Here is a 15,482-nt window from a genome sequence, read left to right on the forward strand (position 1 = left end):
TTTGTATAAGAGACATGTCCAGTCCCTCTCACGGAAGGAGAAAATGCGGGCATCGTAGGTAACAAAAACAAAGCCAGACTTGAACGCTTTAACTGGACGATTCTTTTGCTGGGCAACCTTGCGGGCACCGGCCAACCTTCTGCATACCTGTTGGGCTAAGTTGCTGGATAGCCCAAAGCGGGTACGAATTTCGCGGTAGCAAAGAGATTGAAGCTTGACGGCGTTGACTATCTTCTCTGGCGTGTTTTGGTTGACCCAGTAAGGCCTCCGGCCCGCTGGCGCGAGGAGTGCTTGTGCAAAAGCAGACAAAGTTGCCTCTCGCTTCACGGCTTGCAAAGCAGATACCTTGAGCTTGCAGGAGATAGTCAGAACTTGGGCCACCTCACAATTATCCGTCGTCCGCTGCGTCGTCTTCTCCAGATGTTCATGCTGGGATTGGCCTCTCTTTGGGCAGCGAGCTTTCTGGCTTTTCCCGCCGGCCTAGATGGATCCCAGCCATTGTCCCCGCAAGCGGGTGGCGAAACAACCCCTTGGAAAGCACCTCAACAGCCAACAGCTCAGGCGCTCTGAGCCCATGCGCGGCCCAGGCCGAGAGAGCGGTGCCGCCTGTGCCCGTTAAAGTTTTCCGGAAGCCAAAGGGATCCGGGGGCGAAAATCCACTAGTCTATTGGCAATCTGGCTTTGGCCAGAACTGTCTAGCCAATTGCTGAGGTGCAACTGTGGAAACGGCCATCGAGTGGATTACCGCCCATGAGATTCTCGACTCCCGTGGGCAACCGACCCTAGAAGCTTTGGTGGGCCTGGCCAATGGGGCCACCGGCTTGGCCCAGGTGCCCAGTGGTGCTTCAACCGGCACTTTTGAGGCCCATGAGCTGCGGGACGGGGATCCCAAGCGCTACGGCGGCAAGGGCGTGCTGAGGGCGGTGGAAAACATTCTTGGCCCCATCCAGTCGGAGCTGCAGGGAGAAGATGCCCTCAACCAGGCCCGCATCGACCAGTTGATGATCGATCTGGATGGCACCCCCAACAAGTCGCAACTGGGAGCCAACGCCATCTTGGCGGTCTCTTTGGCCACGGCTAAGGCGGCTGCTAGTGCAGTGGGTCTGCCCTTGTACAGGTACCTGGGTGGACCCTTTGCCAACCTGCTGCCGGTACCCCTGATGAATGTACTCAACGGCGGTGCCCACGCCGATAACAACCTCGATATCCAAGAGTTCATGCTGGTGCCTAGCGGGGCACCCAGCTTTCGCGAGGCGCTGCGCTATGGGGCGGAGGTGTTTGCAGCGCTCAAACAACTGCTGCGGCAGAAGGGGCTGTCCACTGGGGTGGGGGACGAAGGCGGGTTTGCCCCCGATCTCCCCTCCAACGCAGCGGCTCTGGATCTGTTGATGACGGCCATTGAACGGGCGGGCTACAAGCCGGGGGAAGACATTGCCTTGGCCTTGGACGTGGCTGCCAACGAGCTGCTGCAGGATGGACAGTACCACTTTGAGGGCAAAGCCCGCAGTGCTGAGCAGATGGTGGACTACTACGAACAACTGCTGGCCAACTACCCCATCGTCTCTCTAGAGGATGGGCTGGCGGAGGAAGATTGGGCCGGCTGGCAGGCCATGACTGCTCGGCTGGGATCGCGGGTGCAACTGGTGGGGGACGACCTGTTTGTGACCAACCCAGCCCGGCTGCAGAAAGGCATCGACAGCGGCGCCGCCAACGCCATTTTGATCAAGCTCAACCAGATTGGCACGCTGACGGAGACCGTCTCAACCGTGCAACTGGCCGTTCAGGCCGGCTTTCGCACCATCATCAGCCACCGCTCCGGCGAAACAGAAGACACCACCATCGCCGACCTGGCGGTGGCCACCCGCGCCGGCCAGATCAAAACCGGATCCCTCTGCCGCAGCGAGCGCATTGCCAAATACAATCAACTGCTGCGCATCGAAGACGAGCTGGGGGAAGCAGCCGTTTATGCCGGTCGGGTGGGCCTGGGGCCTAGGGCTGTGCCGGCGCAGCATCGCTAGTCTGTCTGGATCCCCAGCACCTGCACCAAAAAGGCCCAGCGGTCGGCGGTCTCTTCAATGAGCTTGCTGGTGGGCTTGCCGGCTCCGTGGCCGGCTTTGGTGTCGATGCGAATGAGGATGGGCTGGGATCCCCCCTGTGCCGCCTGCAGGGCAGCAGCAAACTTGAAGCTGTGGGCCGGCACCACCCGGTCGTCGTGATCCGCGGTGGTGATCAGGGTGGCGGGATAGGCGGTGCCGGGTTTGAGGTTGTGCAGGGGGGAATAGGCGTAGAGGGCCTTGAATTCCTCGGGGTTGTCCGGGGATCCGTACTCCGAGACCCAGGCCCAGCCGATGGTGAACTTATGAAAGCGCAGCATGTCGAACACCCCCACAGCGGGCAGGGCTGCGGCAAAGAGATCCGGCCTCTGGGTCAGGCAGGCCCCCACCAAGAGGCCGCCGTTGCTGCCGCCGGCGATGGCCAACTTGGAGGGATTGGTGTAGCCATGGGCGATTAGCCACTCAGCCGCGGCAATGAAGTCGTCAAAGACCTTTTGCTTGTTGAGCTTGGTGCCCGCCTGGTGCCAGGCTTCCCCATATTCGCCGCCGCCGCGCAAATTGGGCTGGGCGTAAACCCCTCCCATCTCCAACCAGGCCACCAGGCCCACCGAGAAGCTGGGGGTTAGAGAGATGCCGAAGCCGCCGTAGCCGTACAGCAGGGTGGGGTGATCCCCTGTCCGCGCTAGGCCGCGGCGGTGGACAAGGAACATGGGAATGCGGGTGCCGTCTTTGCTGGCGTAGAACACCTGCTGCACCTCATAGGCCTGGGGATCGAAATCCACCTGGGGCCGGCGAAAGAGGGTGCTGCTGCCGGTGGTGAAGTCGTAGCGGTAGATGGTGGGCGGGGTGGTGAAGCTGGTGAAGGTGTAGAAGGTTTCGGTGTCGTAGCGCTTGCCAGCAAAGCCGCTGGCGGATCCCAGCCCTGGCAGGGGGATTTCCCCCAGGTAGGTACCGTCTAGGGCAAAGGTCTTGATCTGGGTGTGGGCGTCTTTGAGGTAGAAGGCAACAAATTGATTGTGGATGAGGCTAACCCCTTGCAGGGTCTCCTCAGCCTCAGGGATCACCTCTTGCAGGTGCCCTGGGTTGTCGAGATCAAGGGCCACCAGTCGCCGCCGCGGAGCCTGGAAGTCCGTCAGCAGCCAAAAGCGGGAGCCGTCGTTGCCAACAAAGCTGTACTCGGCCTGGAACTCGCAAATGAGCTCCACCACCGGCGAGTTGGGATCCCGTAGGTCTTTGTAGAAGAGGAGGTTTTTGGGATCCGTGCCCCGCCAGACGGAGATGATGAGGTAGTTGCCATCTTCGGTAACCCCGCCAGCAAAGCCCCACTCTTTTTGGTCGGGGCGGTGATAGATCAAGACATCTTCCGACTGGGGGGTGCCGAGGCGGTGGTAGTAGAGCTTTTGGAAGTAGTTGGTACTTTCGTACTCGCTGCCGGGGGGTGGCTCGTCGTAGCGGCTGTAGAAAAATCCCTGCCCATCCCGTGTCCAGCTGGCCCCAGAGAACTTAATCCAGCGCAGGTGATCCGGCAGGTCTTCTCCAGTTTCGATGTCCCGCACCTTCCACTCCTGCCAGTCGGAGCCGGAGCGGGAGAGGCCATAGGCTAGGTAGCGCCCGTCGCGGCTGATGGCAATGCCTGAGAGGGCTACAGTGCCGTCTTCCGAAAACGTGTTGGGATCCAGCAAAACCCGGGCTTCGCCCTCCAGGCTCTCTTGCGTATAGAGAACGCTCTGGTTTTGCAGGCCGTCGTTTTTGAAGTAGAAGTAGCGGCCGCCCTCTTTGAAGGGCTGGCTGTATTTTTCGTAGTTCCAAAGTTGCCTCAGGCGCTGCAGGAGCCGCTGCCGCGCCGGGATCCGCTGCAGATAGTCAAAAGTTAGCCGGTTTTGCGCCTCGATCCAGGCCCGCGTCTGCTCAGAATCCAGATCCTCCAGCCAGCGATAGGGATCCGGCACCGGCTGCCCATGGTAGACATCGACAACGGTGGGATCCGGATGGCTAGGCGGGTAGTGAAGCATAGGGACGGAGCAACAAAGGGTTAATTCCACTATGGCAGAGGGAAGAGTCGGCAACCCACCCCAAGACCTGAGCCTCAAATGTCTGAGGGAGCAAGCCTCGCTATAGTGGAAGCCGAGTTGTGCAGGTGGGTTTCGTGCTTCAGGGTTCCCCTTCCTCTCAGCGTTCCCAGGTCGAACGGATTGGCGCCTATCCCTGCGGCCAGGGCCACTACCGCTTCTCGGTGTGGGCGCCCTTGGTCGAACACGTGGAGCTCAAAATCATTAGCCCTGTCCAACAGGTCATCCCTCTGACTCAAGATGGGCAAGGCTACTGGCAGGGTGAAGTGGAGGGGATCCCGCCGGGGCCAGTGGACTACCTCTACCGCCTGCACACCTCAGGGGGGGTGGTGGAGCGGCCGGATCCGGCTTCCCGCTGCCAGCCCTACGGGGTCCATGGCCCTTCGCGGGTGGTGGATCCCCACTTCGACTGGCAGGATCAAGCCTGGAAGGGGATCCCGCTCTCCCAGTGGATCCTCTACGAGCTGCATGTAGGCACCTTTACCCCGGAGGGCACCTTTGCCGCCCTGATCCCCCGCCTGCCGCAACTGGTGGAGCTGGGGGTCAACGTGCTGGAGCTCATGCCGGTGGCCCAGTTTCCGGGGGAGCGCAACTGGGGCTATGACGGCGTCTACCCCTATGCCGTGCAGGTTAGCTATGGAGGAGCAGCGGGCCTGAAGGCGCTGGTCAATGCCTGCCACCAGCAGGGCTTGGCTGTCATTTTGGATGTGGTCTACAACCACCTGGGGCCGGAGGGGAACTACCTGCGGGACTTTGGCCCCTACTTTACCGACAAGTACCGCACCCCTTGGGGAGAGGCCCTCAACTTCGACGACCGCTATTCCGACGGCGTGCGGGAGTTTTTCCTGCAAAATGCCGAATACTGGCTAGAGGAGTTTCACCTAGACGGCCTGCGGCTGGACGCCGTGCATGCCATCTACGACTTCAGCGCCCACCCTTTTTTGCAGGAATTGGCAGAGCGGGTGGAGGCCCTGGAGGCGCGCACAGGCTGGCCCAGGGTTCTGGTAGCCGAAAGCGACCTCAACGACGTCCGCCTCATCACCCCCCGCGAGCAAGGGGGCTACGGCCTAGATGCCCAGTGGTGCGACGATTTCCATCACTCAGTTCACACCCTGCTTACTGGAGAAAAGACAGGCTACTACCAAGACTTTGGCCAATTGGAGCACCTGGCCAAGTCCTACCGCGAGAGCTACGTCTATTCCGGCCAGTACTCCCGCTACCGGGCCCGCCGCCACGGCAATTCCGCTCTCGCTAGGTCAGGCTCCCAGTTTGTAATCTGCATCCAAAACCACGACCAGGTGGGCAATCGCCGGCTGGGGGAACGCCTCAGCCAGCTCACCTCCTTCGCTGGCCTGAAGTTGGCCGCCGCTGCTCTGCTGCTGGCTCCCATGCTGCCACTGCTGTTTATGGGGGAAGAGTATGGGGAGGTGGCCCCGTTTCTCTACTTCATTAGCCACGGGGATCCCGACCTGGTGGAAGCGGTGCGCCAGGGACGCCGCCGCGAGTTCAGCGCCTTTGCCTGGCAGGGGGAGGTACCGGACCCGCAAGCGGAAGAGACCTTCCTGCGCTCGAAGCTCAACTGGGAACTGGCCACTGCTGGCCACCACCAGGTCTTGCGGCGGTGGTACCAAACCCTCATTTACCTGCGCAAGACCCTGCCGCCGCTGCAAAACCTAGAGCGGAGTTCGGTGGGGGTGGAGCTGTTTGCTCCAAGCGGCCTGGCCCTGCACCGCCACCAGGGATCCCAAGCCGTTCTGGCCCTGTTTAACTTCAGCTCCGACCAAGCAGCCACCTACGCCCCATGGCCCAACGGCCGGTGGGAGAAGCTTCTAGATAGCGGCGACGCCAACTGGCTGGGCCAGGGATCCTCCCTGCCGGCAAAAAACCAAGGGGATCCCGTTGAGGTGCCGCCCTATGGGGTGGTGGTCTACAGCCAGTGATCCCGACCGCAGCCGTAGCGCCAGGCCTCGCGCCGCCGGTTCCAGAAGTAGTCTTGCGGGACCCCTTCCAGGCGGTCGGCTAGCCTTTGCAGGAGCTCGTAGAGGCCAAGGGCGCCAAAGTGGCCCGCCCAGGCCGCCAGCTCCGGCAGCCCTAGCCGGGGCAAAAGCGCGGCCACCAGGGCTGGATCTTGCCTCATCACCCCCCACAGTGCCTGGGCCAAGCCGCCAAACTGCACCACATCCTGCAAAAAGGGCCGCACCACCTGGGGGCCGGCGGCAACCATGGCTGCAAACACTCTGCTCAACAGGCGGTTAATGCTGCTGGGATCCCAGTTTTTCTCTCCCAAGGGAGGGATCATCGCCTTTTGAAAAAGCCAGGTTACCGCCAAATTGGGCTGGTAGGGCTGCAGCAGGGCCAGGGCCGCCTGCTCCAACTGCCGCTGCACCAGCGCCTCGTGGATCCCCTGCTGCAGGCGATCCAGATGGCGCAACATCGCCCCAAAGCCGCCAAAGCTCAAAGGCGACTGGCTGCCGCTGCTGTCTCCTACCGCCAAAAGGCGATCCCAGGGCAGTTGTAGCGGGCTGCGGCGGTAGGCGGGGAAGACGCCACACAGCTTGCGCACCCAGCGGATCTGGGCCAACTCGGCCCCCTGGTAGGCAGGGAGCAGCCGGCAGTAGTCCTGCCAAAGCCTCTCCAGACTGGGTCGGCGGGGATCCCGGTCGCAGTAGGTAAAGAGATAGGTGGTGCGGCCATCGCGGGCGGGGAAAGCCTCCCAAAAGGGCTGGTAGCCCTCCTGGGCGGGGGTAAAGCTGTAGAACAGATCCCCAGTGGGTTGCTCCGGCAGCCCCTGGGCGCAGGATCCCACCACCAGACAGACACTGTCCGGCGGCTGCCCTTGGCGGGCCTGGGCCGCAATGGGGGAGCGGTGCCCCATGGCATCCAGCAGCAGTTGGGCCCTGAGCTGGCCGGTGGTGGTCTGAATGCAGATCCCATCGGGGTGGACCGTGGCGCCCAGAAACCCGGTTTGCTCCCGCACCTGGCCCCCCCAGGCCAGGAAATGCTGCTTGAGGAACTCCAGCAAGCTGACCGGATCCACGCCCACGTTCAGCACCCCTTCCACCCACCAGGTGGGGCCCTCCCCAAAGCCGATGCGGCCGCGGGGGTAGTGGGTCACCTGCACCGCCTCCCACTCGGCCGGCGTCAGCAGCTCCAGCTCCAGCAGCACCTGCAGCTCCTGCCGGGAGGTGTTCCACTCCTGCTCCCGCCCCCGCAGGCTCCCCCGCTCGATGAGGATCACCCGCCAGCCCCGCTTGGCCAAAGCTGCTCCCAAGAGGATCCCCAGGGTGCCGCCGGCAATCACCACATCGGCATCCCGGCTGCCCAGGCTTTCAGAACAGCGGTGCACCACCGCCGGAGGCAACACCGTTGGCCCCTGCCGCAGGGATCCCCACCAGGCCTCCAAGGCAGGCAGAGCTTCAGGGGGGGAGATGAGTTCAGCCATGGTGATTTCCTCCAGGCTAGACCAGCCCGCGGCTGTGGAGGCGACGGTGGATTAAAACCAACGTATCCGCCTCGCCCACGTTGCCCGGAAACAGCACCACCGGCAGGTTGGGAAAGCGGGGGTGATCCGCCGGCGTGAGCACCATGGAGATCCCTGGGTAGATCTGCCCCAGCAGCCGCACAGCCGGCAGGTTGAGGCCGAGGCTGAGGGTGTCGTTGGAGGTGATGCCGCCCTTGCTGACCAGGTAGCCCATCCCCTCCGGCAGCCCCTGCACAATGGCCATCAACAAACGAGAAACCCTCTGCCCAAAGGCCAGGCGAGCCTCTGGGGTGGCACCGTCGAACCTCACTTCTTCTCGGCTGGTGTAGACCACCGGCGTCAGGCCCTGCTCGTAGGCGCGCTGGACTTGGCTCAAGAGGGCCGGCAGCAGCTCCGCTTCGCGCCCCGGTTCCAACAGGCGCTTTACCTCCACCTCGATGCCCTGGATCCCTGGCTCCTGCAACAGGCGGGCCAACTGCTGGCTGGACTTTTGCACATGGGATCCCACGATCACCACCCCTGGCCGGTCGGAGCGGACAAACTGCCCCATCTGCTCTGGCGGAACCGGCTGCGGCGGCAACTGGGCTAGAGCCGTCAAGAGGCTAGCGGCACTGCGGAACAAAAAGCGCTTCCCCTGCTCCAGAGCCGCCCAAACGTCTTGGGCAAAACGGTCCAGATCCGCTTGGGTTTCTCCATCCACCACACAGCAGACATTCCCCTCTAGACCCAAAAGCTGCTCCAGACAGCCGGCGCGGATCTGCTCCAGCGTCAATCGCACCACCTGCTCAGCCCGAATTCGCCCCTGGGTTTTCTCCTGCACATAGTCGGGCAAATAGCTGTGGTGGTAGCCGAACACCGCATCGCGGGCAAACTCCGTTTCATGCACGGGCACCCAGCGGCCCTCCACCCGCAGGTAGTGGACGCTGTCGCGGGTGATGCGCCCTCCCTCAAAAAAAGCCGGCACCAGAAAATGGGCATCAAAAGGCCCCAGCTCCGCCGCCATGACATCGGTTTCCAAGGGGTAGTGCCCGCGCAGCGTCGAGTCGGAGCGGCTGACAAAGAGGGCCCGCTCCCACCCCAGCTCCCCCATGGCCTGCTTGAGGGCCCGGCAGACCGACTGTGTCACCTCGGCAGCCTTGGCCGGCGGCAGGGATCGCGTGTTGGTGAGAATGAAGCGAATTGGCGAGCCATCCTGCAGGCCCAGCTTGAGTGTTTCCACATCCCAGCGGGTCAGCAGCAGGCAACTGTGCACGGTCTGGGATCCGGTGGGATCATCATCCAGCACGACAATGGGGGGACGAGTCATCGGAGTTTCTCAGTCGAGAACAACAGCACAGCCCTACGCCTCCAGACGGAGACAACCTCACAACATCCCACCTGCCCGCACCCCCTCCTTATCATCCTCTCCCAAATTGGCCGCTCCCTCGATCCCCATCCTGTTTTTTCTCTTGATTCGAGAGAAGTTTGCCATGATTGAGATCTACCGGTGCAATTGACTGTCTTTGCGAGCCGCTAATGGGGGCAGCCACTCCCTCCCACCTACATCCATGGGGAAAAAGCCATGGGGCAAGCTGAGCTGCAACTTCAGATCAAGCGGATTCAGCAGGACGTGCTGCGCATGGGGGCGCTGGCGGAAAAATCGCTGGTCTTGGCTCAGCAGGCTCTGTTTGAGCAGAACTTGGCCGCTGCCGAACAGGCCATCACCCAAGACAAGCAGATCGACCGTTTTTATCGTCAAATCGAGAAAGATTGTATTAGCTTGATCGCCTTGCGCTCGCCGGTGGCACAAGATCTGCGCTGGATCAGCGCCCTGATGCAACTGGTGCGGGATCTGGAGCGGATTGGCGACTACGCCAAAGACTTGGCCGAAGTGGCCTTGCGTTTGGCTTTCTACCCGCCGCCGCCGGAGCTGAGGCACATTCGCGTGATGATGCAGCGCTGCCAGAAAATGCTCAGCCATAGCCTGGCGGCCCTGACGGAATTGGATGCCGAGCTGGGCCGGCAACTGAAGCGGGAAGACGACGCCGTTGATGAAGACTACACCAACCTTTACAATACGTTGGCGCAACAGTCGGACATCAGGGGATCGATCGAGCCTATCCTGTTGATGTTGCTGGCGATCCGCTACCTGGAGCGTTTGGCCGACCACTGCACCAATATCGGTCAGCGGGTAGCCTTTATCGTCACCGGCCACCGCGACTAACCCAAGTGGCTGCGCCTGCCCCTCGATCTCGGCTCCCATTCCCCCTGCTTCTTTCCCTTTTTGCCGATACCCGCAATGGATTTCTCTCGGATTTTTCATTACTTTTTCTCTCAACCTGCCGAGCAATGGATCGATAAAGACGTGCTGCTTGCCCTCCTGCCAGCCTCAGACCCAGAAGCGCAGGAAATGCTTGAGATTGCCCTCGATGGTCTGGTGCGGGCGGGATTTCTCGAATGCACAGGGGATCCGCCTCGCTATCGGCGTAAGCCGGATGAATCCTTGGTGGTGGGGCGTTTGCGCTGTTCCAGCAAGGGTTTTTGCTTTGCCGTTCGGGATGAACCGGGGGCAGAGGATGTGTACATCCACGGCAGCAACCTCAGCGGCGCTTGGAACGGCGACCAAGTGATAGCCCGGATTACCAAAGAAGGCAATCGCCGCCGCAGCCCAGAGGGAGAGGTGGTGGCTGTTGTGGAACGGGCCAATCCCACGCTGGTGGGCCGCCTCAAACAGACGGAAGAAGGTTTCCGGGTGGTGCCTCTGGACGACCGGCTGCTGTTCGAGCTGGCCTTGACGGAGGGCTCCCCTGCCGAGCTGGCGGAAGGTCGGGTGGCCTATGTGGAAGTGGAGCGCTACCCGCTGGGCAACCTGCCCCCCGTGGGCACGATTCGCAAGATCTTGGGCAATGGCCCGGAGGCGTCCATCGATGCAGATCTGGTCTGTTGCAAGTACGACCTGCCCCAGGAGTTTCCCCCGGCGGTGCTAGAAGCTGCAGCCGCCCTGCCCAAAAAGCTGAGCCGCTCCGACCAAAAGGGCCGTCGCGATCTGCGGGATTGGTTTTGCATCACACTGGAGCCGCTGGACTTGCAGCACCCCCACGGCCTCGAGCCCAACGTGGCTGTCTCCCTGCAGCGGCAAGAAGAGGGCCACTGGCTACTGGGGGTGCACATTGCCGACGTAGCCCACTGGCTGGATCCGGATCACCCGCTGGAGCAGGAGGCGCAGCGGCGCACCGCCACGGTTTACCTGGATAGCGTGGTGCTGCCCCTTTTTCCGCCGGAAGTGCACAGCCGCCTGGCTCTGTTGCCGCAGCAGGAGCGCTTGGCCTATTCGTTGCTGTTAACCATCGACTCAGACGGGGTGGTACAAAGCTTTGAGATCCATCCCAGCCTGGTGCAGTCGCGGGCTCACCTCTCCTATGGCCAGGTGCAGGCCCTCTTGGCCACCGCTGCAGATCTGGGCCCTGAGGAGGAGGTGCCAGAATTGATGGCCCTGCTGCAAAACCTGCTCCGCCTCAGCCAAATCCTGCGGGTCAAACGTCACCAAGCGGGCGGCTTTGACCTGCCTCTGTTGGATTTGCTCACCCCCCACTCCGCTGACGAGAGCGGCTACGGCCCCCTTTTGATCAGCGATCGCCTCGGCGCCCACGCCCTCATGACTGAGGTGCTGCTGCTGGCCAACCAAACCCTGGGCCACCACCTGCGCCAATTGGGGATCCCTTCTTTGGCTCGCGTGCAGTCCGCCCCCACTGCCGAGGCCCTGCAGAACTTCCTGCGCCTGGCCAACGCCATGAAGCTGGATCTGAACTTGCAGGAGCCGGAGACCGTAACGCTGGCCGATTGGCAGCGGATCTGTGCCCGCATCACCGCCCCCGATGTGTTGGCCGCAGGGACTAGCCCAGCCTTGGTGGCCCAGTTGTTGGCTACTCTGCCCCCCGTCGAGTATTGCCTGCAGCCTTTACAGGAGCCCCTCGGACATTTTGGCCTTGGCCTCAAAGAGCCCTACGCCTCTTTTACTGCCCCTTTGCGCCGCTATGCCGACTTGCTGAATTTGCGTGCTCTGCACCTGGCCTTGAGCAAAGGACGGGATCGCCGCAGCCCGCGCTCCAAAACCGTGGTGGATCTGCATGGCCCCGGCGGCTACGACCAAATTGATTGGCAGGTGCTGCCGCCAAAAGTGCATGAGGAGTGGCAGGCCTTTCTCCAAGCGCAACTGCCCAAAATCCAGGCGGGATATCAGCTCCATCAACAGGCAGAGCGGGAGCTGATGGGCTTGAAGCGGTGCGAGTTCATGCAGAAACACCTGGGGGAGACCTTCCCCGGCCTGATTGTCAGCGTCCAGAACTACGGCTTTTTTGTGCAGGTGGATCCCATCTTGGCGGAAGGTTTGGTGCGGGTGAGCACCCTGAAAAACGATTGGTACGAGTACCGCAAACAAGCCCTGGTGGGGCGAAAAACCCGGCGCCAGTTCCGCCTGGGGGATCGGGTGGAGGTGCAGATAAAGAACGTGGATTACTACCGTCAGCAAATTGACCTGACAGTGGTAGGCGAAGGGCGGCCCTATGAGGAGGAGGAATAAGGCGGGGATCCCTCCATCGATCGAGGGCAAAGGGGGCGGTTGTTGCGAACTCTGGCGCGGCCAAAATGGGCGATACCTGAATTATCGGGATCCCTTTTCCCAAGCGGGGGCTGAGATGTCCGCTTCCCCTGCTGTCTTCCTATACACTGTAGTAAAAAACCTGCCGAACTTCTATGCAGCCCACCAATCCCAACCAATTTACCGAGAAAGCCTGGAGCGCCATTGTCCAATCCCAAGATGTAGCTCGGCGGCACCAGCAGCAACAGTTGGAAACCGAGCACCTGCTGATCTCCCTTCTGGATCAGGAGGGAGGGCTTACCCAGACCATTTTGCAGCGGGCCGGCATCGATCCAAGGCTGGTGCGGGATAGAGTGGAAAGCTTTATCAACCAGCAGCCCAAGCTGGCGCGGGTGGATCAGCTCTACCTGGGCCGCGGCCTGGAGACCACGCTGGATCGGGCTGAAGCGTTTCGCAAAGAATACGAAGACGACTTCATTTCGGTAGAGCACTTGCTTTTGGGATCCCTGGACGATGAGCGGGTGGGCAAGCGGGTTCTAGCACCCCTAGGTTTGACCGTCGAGCGCCTCAAACCCGTTATCCAACAAGTGCGGGGCAAACAGCGGGTTACCGACAAAAACCCTGAGTCCCGCTACGAGGCCCTGGAGCGCTATGGCCGCGACTTGACCAAGGCCGCCCGCGAAGGGAAGCTGGATCCGGTGATCGGGCGGGACGACGAGATCCGCCGCGTCGTTCAGGTGCTCTCCCGCCGCACCAAAAACAACCCGGTGCTCATCGGCGAACCCGGCGTGGGGAAAACCGCCATTGTCGAAGGTCTCGCTCAACGTATCAACCGGGGAGATGTGCCGGAGTCGTTGAAAAACCGGCGGGTGATCGCCCTGGACATGGGCTCCTTGATTGCTGGCGCCAAGTACCGCGGTGAGTTTGAAGACCGCCTCAAAGCTGTGCTCAAGGAGGTTACCGAATCAGAAGGGCAGATCATCCTCTTCATCGACGAGCTGCACACCGTGGTCGGGGCGGGGGCTGCCGAGGGGGCGATGGATGCCGGCAACCTGCTCAAGCCGATGCTGGCCCGGGGCGAATTGCGCTGCATTGGCGCCACCACCCTGGATGAGTACCGCAAACACATCGAAAAAGACGCCGCCCTGGAGCGCCGCTTCCAGCCGGTGTATGTGGATCAGCCCTCCGTAGAAGACACCATCTCCATCCTGCGCGGCCTCAAAGAGCGCTACGAGCTGCACCACGGGGTCAAGATCAGCGACTCGGCCTTGGTGGCGGCAGCCGTTCTCTCCAACCGCTACATCTCCGAGCGCTTTTTGCCTGACAAGGCCATCGACCTAGTGGATGAAGCGGCGGCCAAGCTCAAGATGGAGATTACCTCCAAGCCCGTTGAGCTGGACGAGATTGACCGGCGCATCATGCAACTGCAGATGGAGGAGCTCTCCCTTAAGAAGGAAGACGACCCCGCCTCCAAGGAGCGCCTGGGCAAAATTGAGCAGGAGCTGGCCAACCTGATGGAGCGGCAGCGGGAGCTGAGTGCCCGTTGGCAGATGGAAAAAGACGCCATCGAGCGGCTGCAAAGCCTCAAAGCTGAGCGGGATGCCGTCAAGCTGCAGATTGAACAGGCAGAACAAAAGTATGATCTCAACCGCGCTGCCGAGCTCAAATACGGCAAGCTGATGGAGCTGGAGCGGCAGATCCAAGAGCAGGAGGCCCACCTGGCCAAGCTGCAGGCCAACGGTGAGCCCTTGCTGCGGGAGCAGGTGACGCCCGAAGACATTGCCGAGATCGTCTCCCGCTGGACCGGGATCCCGGTCACCAGCTTGATGGAGTCGGAAAAGCAAAAGCTGCTGCGCCTGGAAGCCCACTTGCACCAGCGGGTGGTGGGCCAGGACGAAGCGGTAGCCGCCGTAGCCGCTGCCATTCGGCGGGCCCGGGCCGGCCTCAAGGATCCCAACCGACCCATCGGCTCGTTCCTGTTCATGGGGCCCACCGGTGTCGGGAAGACCGAGCTGGCTCGCGCCTTGGCGGAGTTCCTCTTCGATACCTCCGAAGCGATGGTGCGCATCGACATGTCCGAGTACATGGAGAAGCACTCTGTCTCCCGCTTGATTGGGGCTCCGCCGGGCTATGTGGGCTACGAAGAAGGGGGGCAGCTCTCGGAAGCGGTGCGGCGCCGTCCCTACTCGGTGGTGCTCTTTGACGAGGTGGAGAAAGCTCACCCCGATGTCTTCAACATCCTGCTGCAGGTGCTGGACGATGGCCGCATCACCGACTCCCAGGGGCGGACGGTGGACTTCAAGAACACCATCATCATCATGACCAGCAACATCGGCAGCGAGCTGATTCTGGAAATCGGGGGCGATGAGAGCCGCTACGAGGAGATGAAAACTCAGGTGCTGGCCATGCTGCGGCACCACTTCCGGCCGGAGTTCCTCAACCGCGTGGATGAACTCATCATCTTCCACGCCCTCACCAAAGCTCAGATTCGCCAGATCGTCAGCCTGCAGATGCGGCGGGTGGAGCAGTTGCTGGCGGATCAGCAGATTGAGATTGTCCTCACCGAAGAGGCCAAGGACTACCTGGCCGAGCTGGGCTACGATCCCGTGTTTGGGGCCCGACCCCTCAAGCGGGTCATCCAGCGGGAGATCGAAAACCCCCTCGCCACCAAGCTGCTGGAAAACGAGTTCCTGCCTGGCGACCGCATCCTGGTGGATGTGGCCAACGAACGGCTGGTCTTCCGCAAGATTGGCTCTCAGCCCAGCCAAGAGCCGCCTGCTGCCGTAGCCGTCAGCTAAGTTGGTTAGAGGCTAATTACCTGGTCAGGTGGGTTGTCTTTTAAGGCCGCGTAGAGGTCGGGAAAGCAGCCCACCTGCACGCCTTTGACCACATTCTTGGGAACACAATAGCCCGGCTCCTTGCGCCCCTGGCCCTTTGAGTCGCACCACTTGGGTTCCCCTTCCGCCAGGTTGCGCTCCAGGGCGCACAGGTCACACATCATCAGCAAAATCTTTTGCGCTTCGGCAATCTTGGCCAGGCGCTCGCCAATGGGATCCCCCTGCCGCAAGACAAAGCAGTTGTCGTCAAAAAAGAACATGCCCACCACTTCCGCGCCGTGTACCCCCGCTTCTAGCTGCGGTAGGATCATCTGGCCCAGCTTGTAGGTGCCGCCGCGAGGAGTGATGAAGACGTAGGCAACTTTCATGGCCGCTCCTTAGGTGTTTTCCAACTTGATTATCATCGATTATCGCTTTCAAAGTAGCACAGCTTACTGAAAGGGCGTAAGACACTCCCCAAGCATT

The 15,482-nt window shown here is 61.6% G+C and carries 9 protein-coding genes and 1 pseudogene; 5 read left to right on the plus strand and 5 right to left on the minus strand.

Features of this window, described 5'->3' with window-relative positions; all coding sequences use genetic code 11:
• A pseudogene (locus NW841_RS01695) lies at positions 1–381 on the minus strand (RNA-guided endonuclease TnpB family protein); the annotation flags it as partial.
• A gap of 338 nt (positions 382–719) precedes the next feature.
• On the opposite strand from NW841_RS01695, the gene eno reads away from it, so the two are divergent.
• Positions 720–2,018 carry a phosphopyruvate hydratase gene (eno, locus tag NW841_RS01700; protein WP_414385081.1) on the plus strand — a complete coding sequence of 433 codons (1,299 nt, stop codon included), beginning with the start codon at positions 720–722 and terminating at the stop codon, positions 2,016–2,018.
• Here the strand turns inward: eno and NW841_RS01705 are convergent.
• The gene (locus NW841_RS01705) at positions 2,015–4,066 is read right to left on the minus strand and encodes a prolyl oligopeptidase family serine peptidase (protein WP_414385082.1); all 2,052 of its coding nucleotides are present in this window, start codon (positions 4,064–4,066) and stop codon (positions 2,015–2,017) included. The genes eno and NW841_RS01705 overlap by 4 nt on opposite strands.
• A 134-nt stretch (positions 4,067–4,200) precedes the next feature.
• On the opposite strand from NW841_RS01705, the gene treZ reads away from it, so the two are divergent.
• A complete protein-coding gene (gene treZ / locus NW841_RS01710; RefSeq protein ID WP_414385084.1) occupies positions 4,201–6,063 on the plus strand; it encodes a malto-oligosyltrehalose trehalohydrolase in 1,863 nt (620 codons plus the stop codon).
• Here the strand turns inward: treZ and NW841_RS01715 are convergent.
• Both NW841_RS01715 and NW841_RS01720 read right to left on the minus strand, forming a co-directional pair.
• The gene (locus tag NW841_RS01715) at positions 6,051–7,565 is read right to left on the minus strand and encodes an FAD-binding oxidoreductase (protein ID WP_414385086.1); all 1,515 of its coding nucleotides are present in this window, start codon (positions 7,563–7,565) and stop codon (positions 6,051–6,053) included. The two genes, treZ and NW841_RS01715, sit on opposite strands and share 13 nt — an antisense overlap.
• Positions 7,566–7,581: 16 nt before the next feature.
• Positions 7,582–8,910, minus strand: a complete 1,329-nt coding sequence (locus NW841_RS01720; RefSeq protein WP_414385088.1) for a four-carbon acid sugar kinase family protein — start codon at positions 8,908–8,910, stop codon at positions 7,582–7,584.
• A gap of 255 nt (positions 8,911–9,165) precedes the next feature.
• Between NW841_RS01720 and phoU the strand changes: the two genes are divergently transcribed.
• The 3 genes from phoU (at position 9,166) to clpB (ending at position 14,978) form a co-directional block, all read left to right on the plus strand.
• On the plus strand, positions 9,166–9,807 hold the full coding sequence (gene phoU / locus NW841_RS01725) for a phosphate signaling complex protein PhoU (RefSeq protein WP_414377497.1): 642 nt from the start codon (positions 9,166–9,168) through the stop codon (positions 9,805–9,807).
• 141 nt (positions 9,808–9,948) lie between these two features.
• A complete protein-coding gene (locus NW841_RS01730) occupies positions 9,949–12,162 on the plus strand; it encodes a ribonuclease R family protein (RefSeq protein WP_414377496.1) in 2,214 nt (737 codons plus the stop codon).
• A 173-nt stretch (positions 12,163–12,335) separates the two neighbouring features.
• Positions 12,336–14,978, plus strand: coding sequence for an ATP-dependent chaperone ClpB (gene clpB / locus NW841_RS01735; protein ID WP_414385090.1), 2,643 nt, complete (start codon positions 12,336–12,338; stop codon positions 14,976–14,978).
• A gap of 5 nt (positions 14,979–14,983) precedes the next feature.
• On the opposite strand, the gene NW841_RS01740 is transcribed toward clpB, so the two are convergent.
• A complete protein-coding gene (locus NW841_RS01740) occupies positions 14,984–15,385 on the minus strand; it encodes a SaoD/DsrE family protein (protein WP_414364069.1) in 402 nt (133 codons plus the stop codon).
• Positions 15,386–15,482 lie beyond the last annotated feature (97 nt).

The organism is Synechococcus sp. H60.3, assembly GCF_047462295.1.
Classification (GTDB): Bacteria; Cyanobacteriota; Cyanobacteriia; order Thermostichales; family Thermostichaceae; genus Thermostichus.

Bases quoted from the DNA above. Each gene is read 5' to 3' on its own strand.
- NW841_RS01705 (WP_414385082.1), bottom strand. From the start codon at position 4,066: ATGCTTCACTACCCGCCTAGCCATCCGGATCCCACCGTTGTCGATGTC.
- NW841_RS01715 (WP_414385086.1), bottom strand. From the start codon at position 7,565: ATGGCTGAACTCATCTCCCCCCCTGAAGCTCTGCCTGCCTTGGAGGCC.
- NW841_RS01720 (WP_414385088.1), bottom strand. From the start codon at position 8,910: ATGACTCGTCCCCCCATTGTCGTGCTGGATGATGATCCCACCGGATCC.
- phoU (WP_414377497.1), top strand. From the start codon at position 9,166: ATGGGGCAAGCTGAGCTGCAACTTCAGATCAAGCGGATTCAGCAGGAC.
- clpB (WP_414385090.1), top strand. From the start codon at position 12,336: ATGCAGCCCACCAATCCCAACCAATTTACCGAGAAAGCCTGGAGCGCC.
- NW841_RS01740 (WP_414364069.1), bottom strand. From the start codon at position 15,385: ATGAAAGTTGCCTACGTCTTCATCACTCCTCGCGGCGGCACCTACAAG.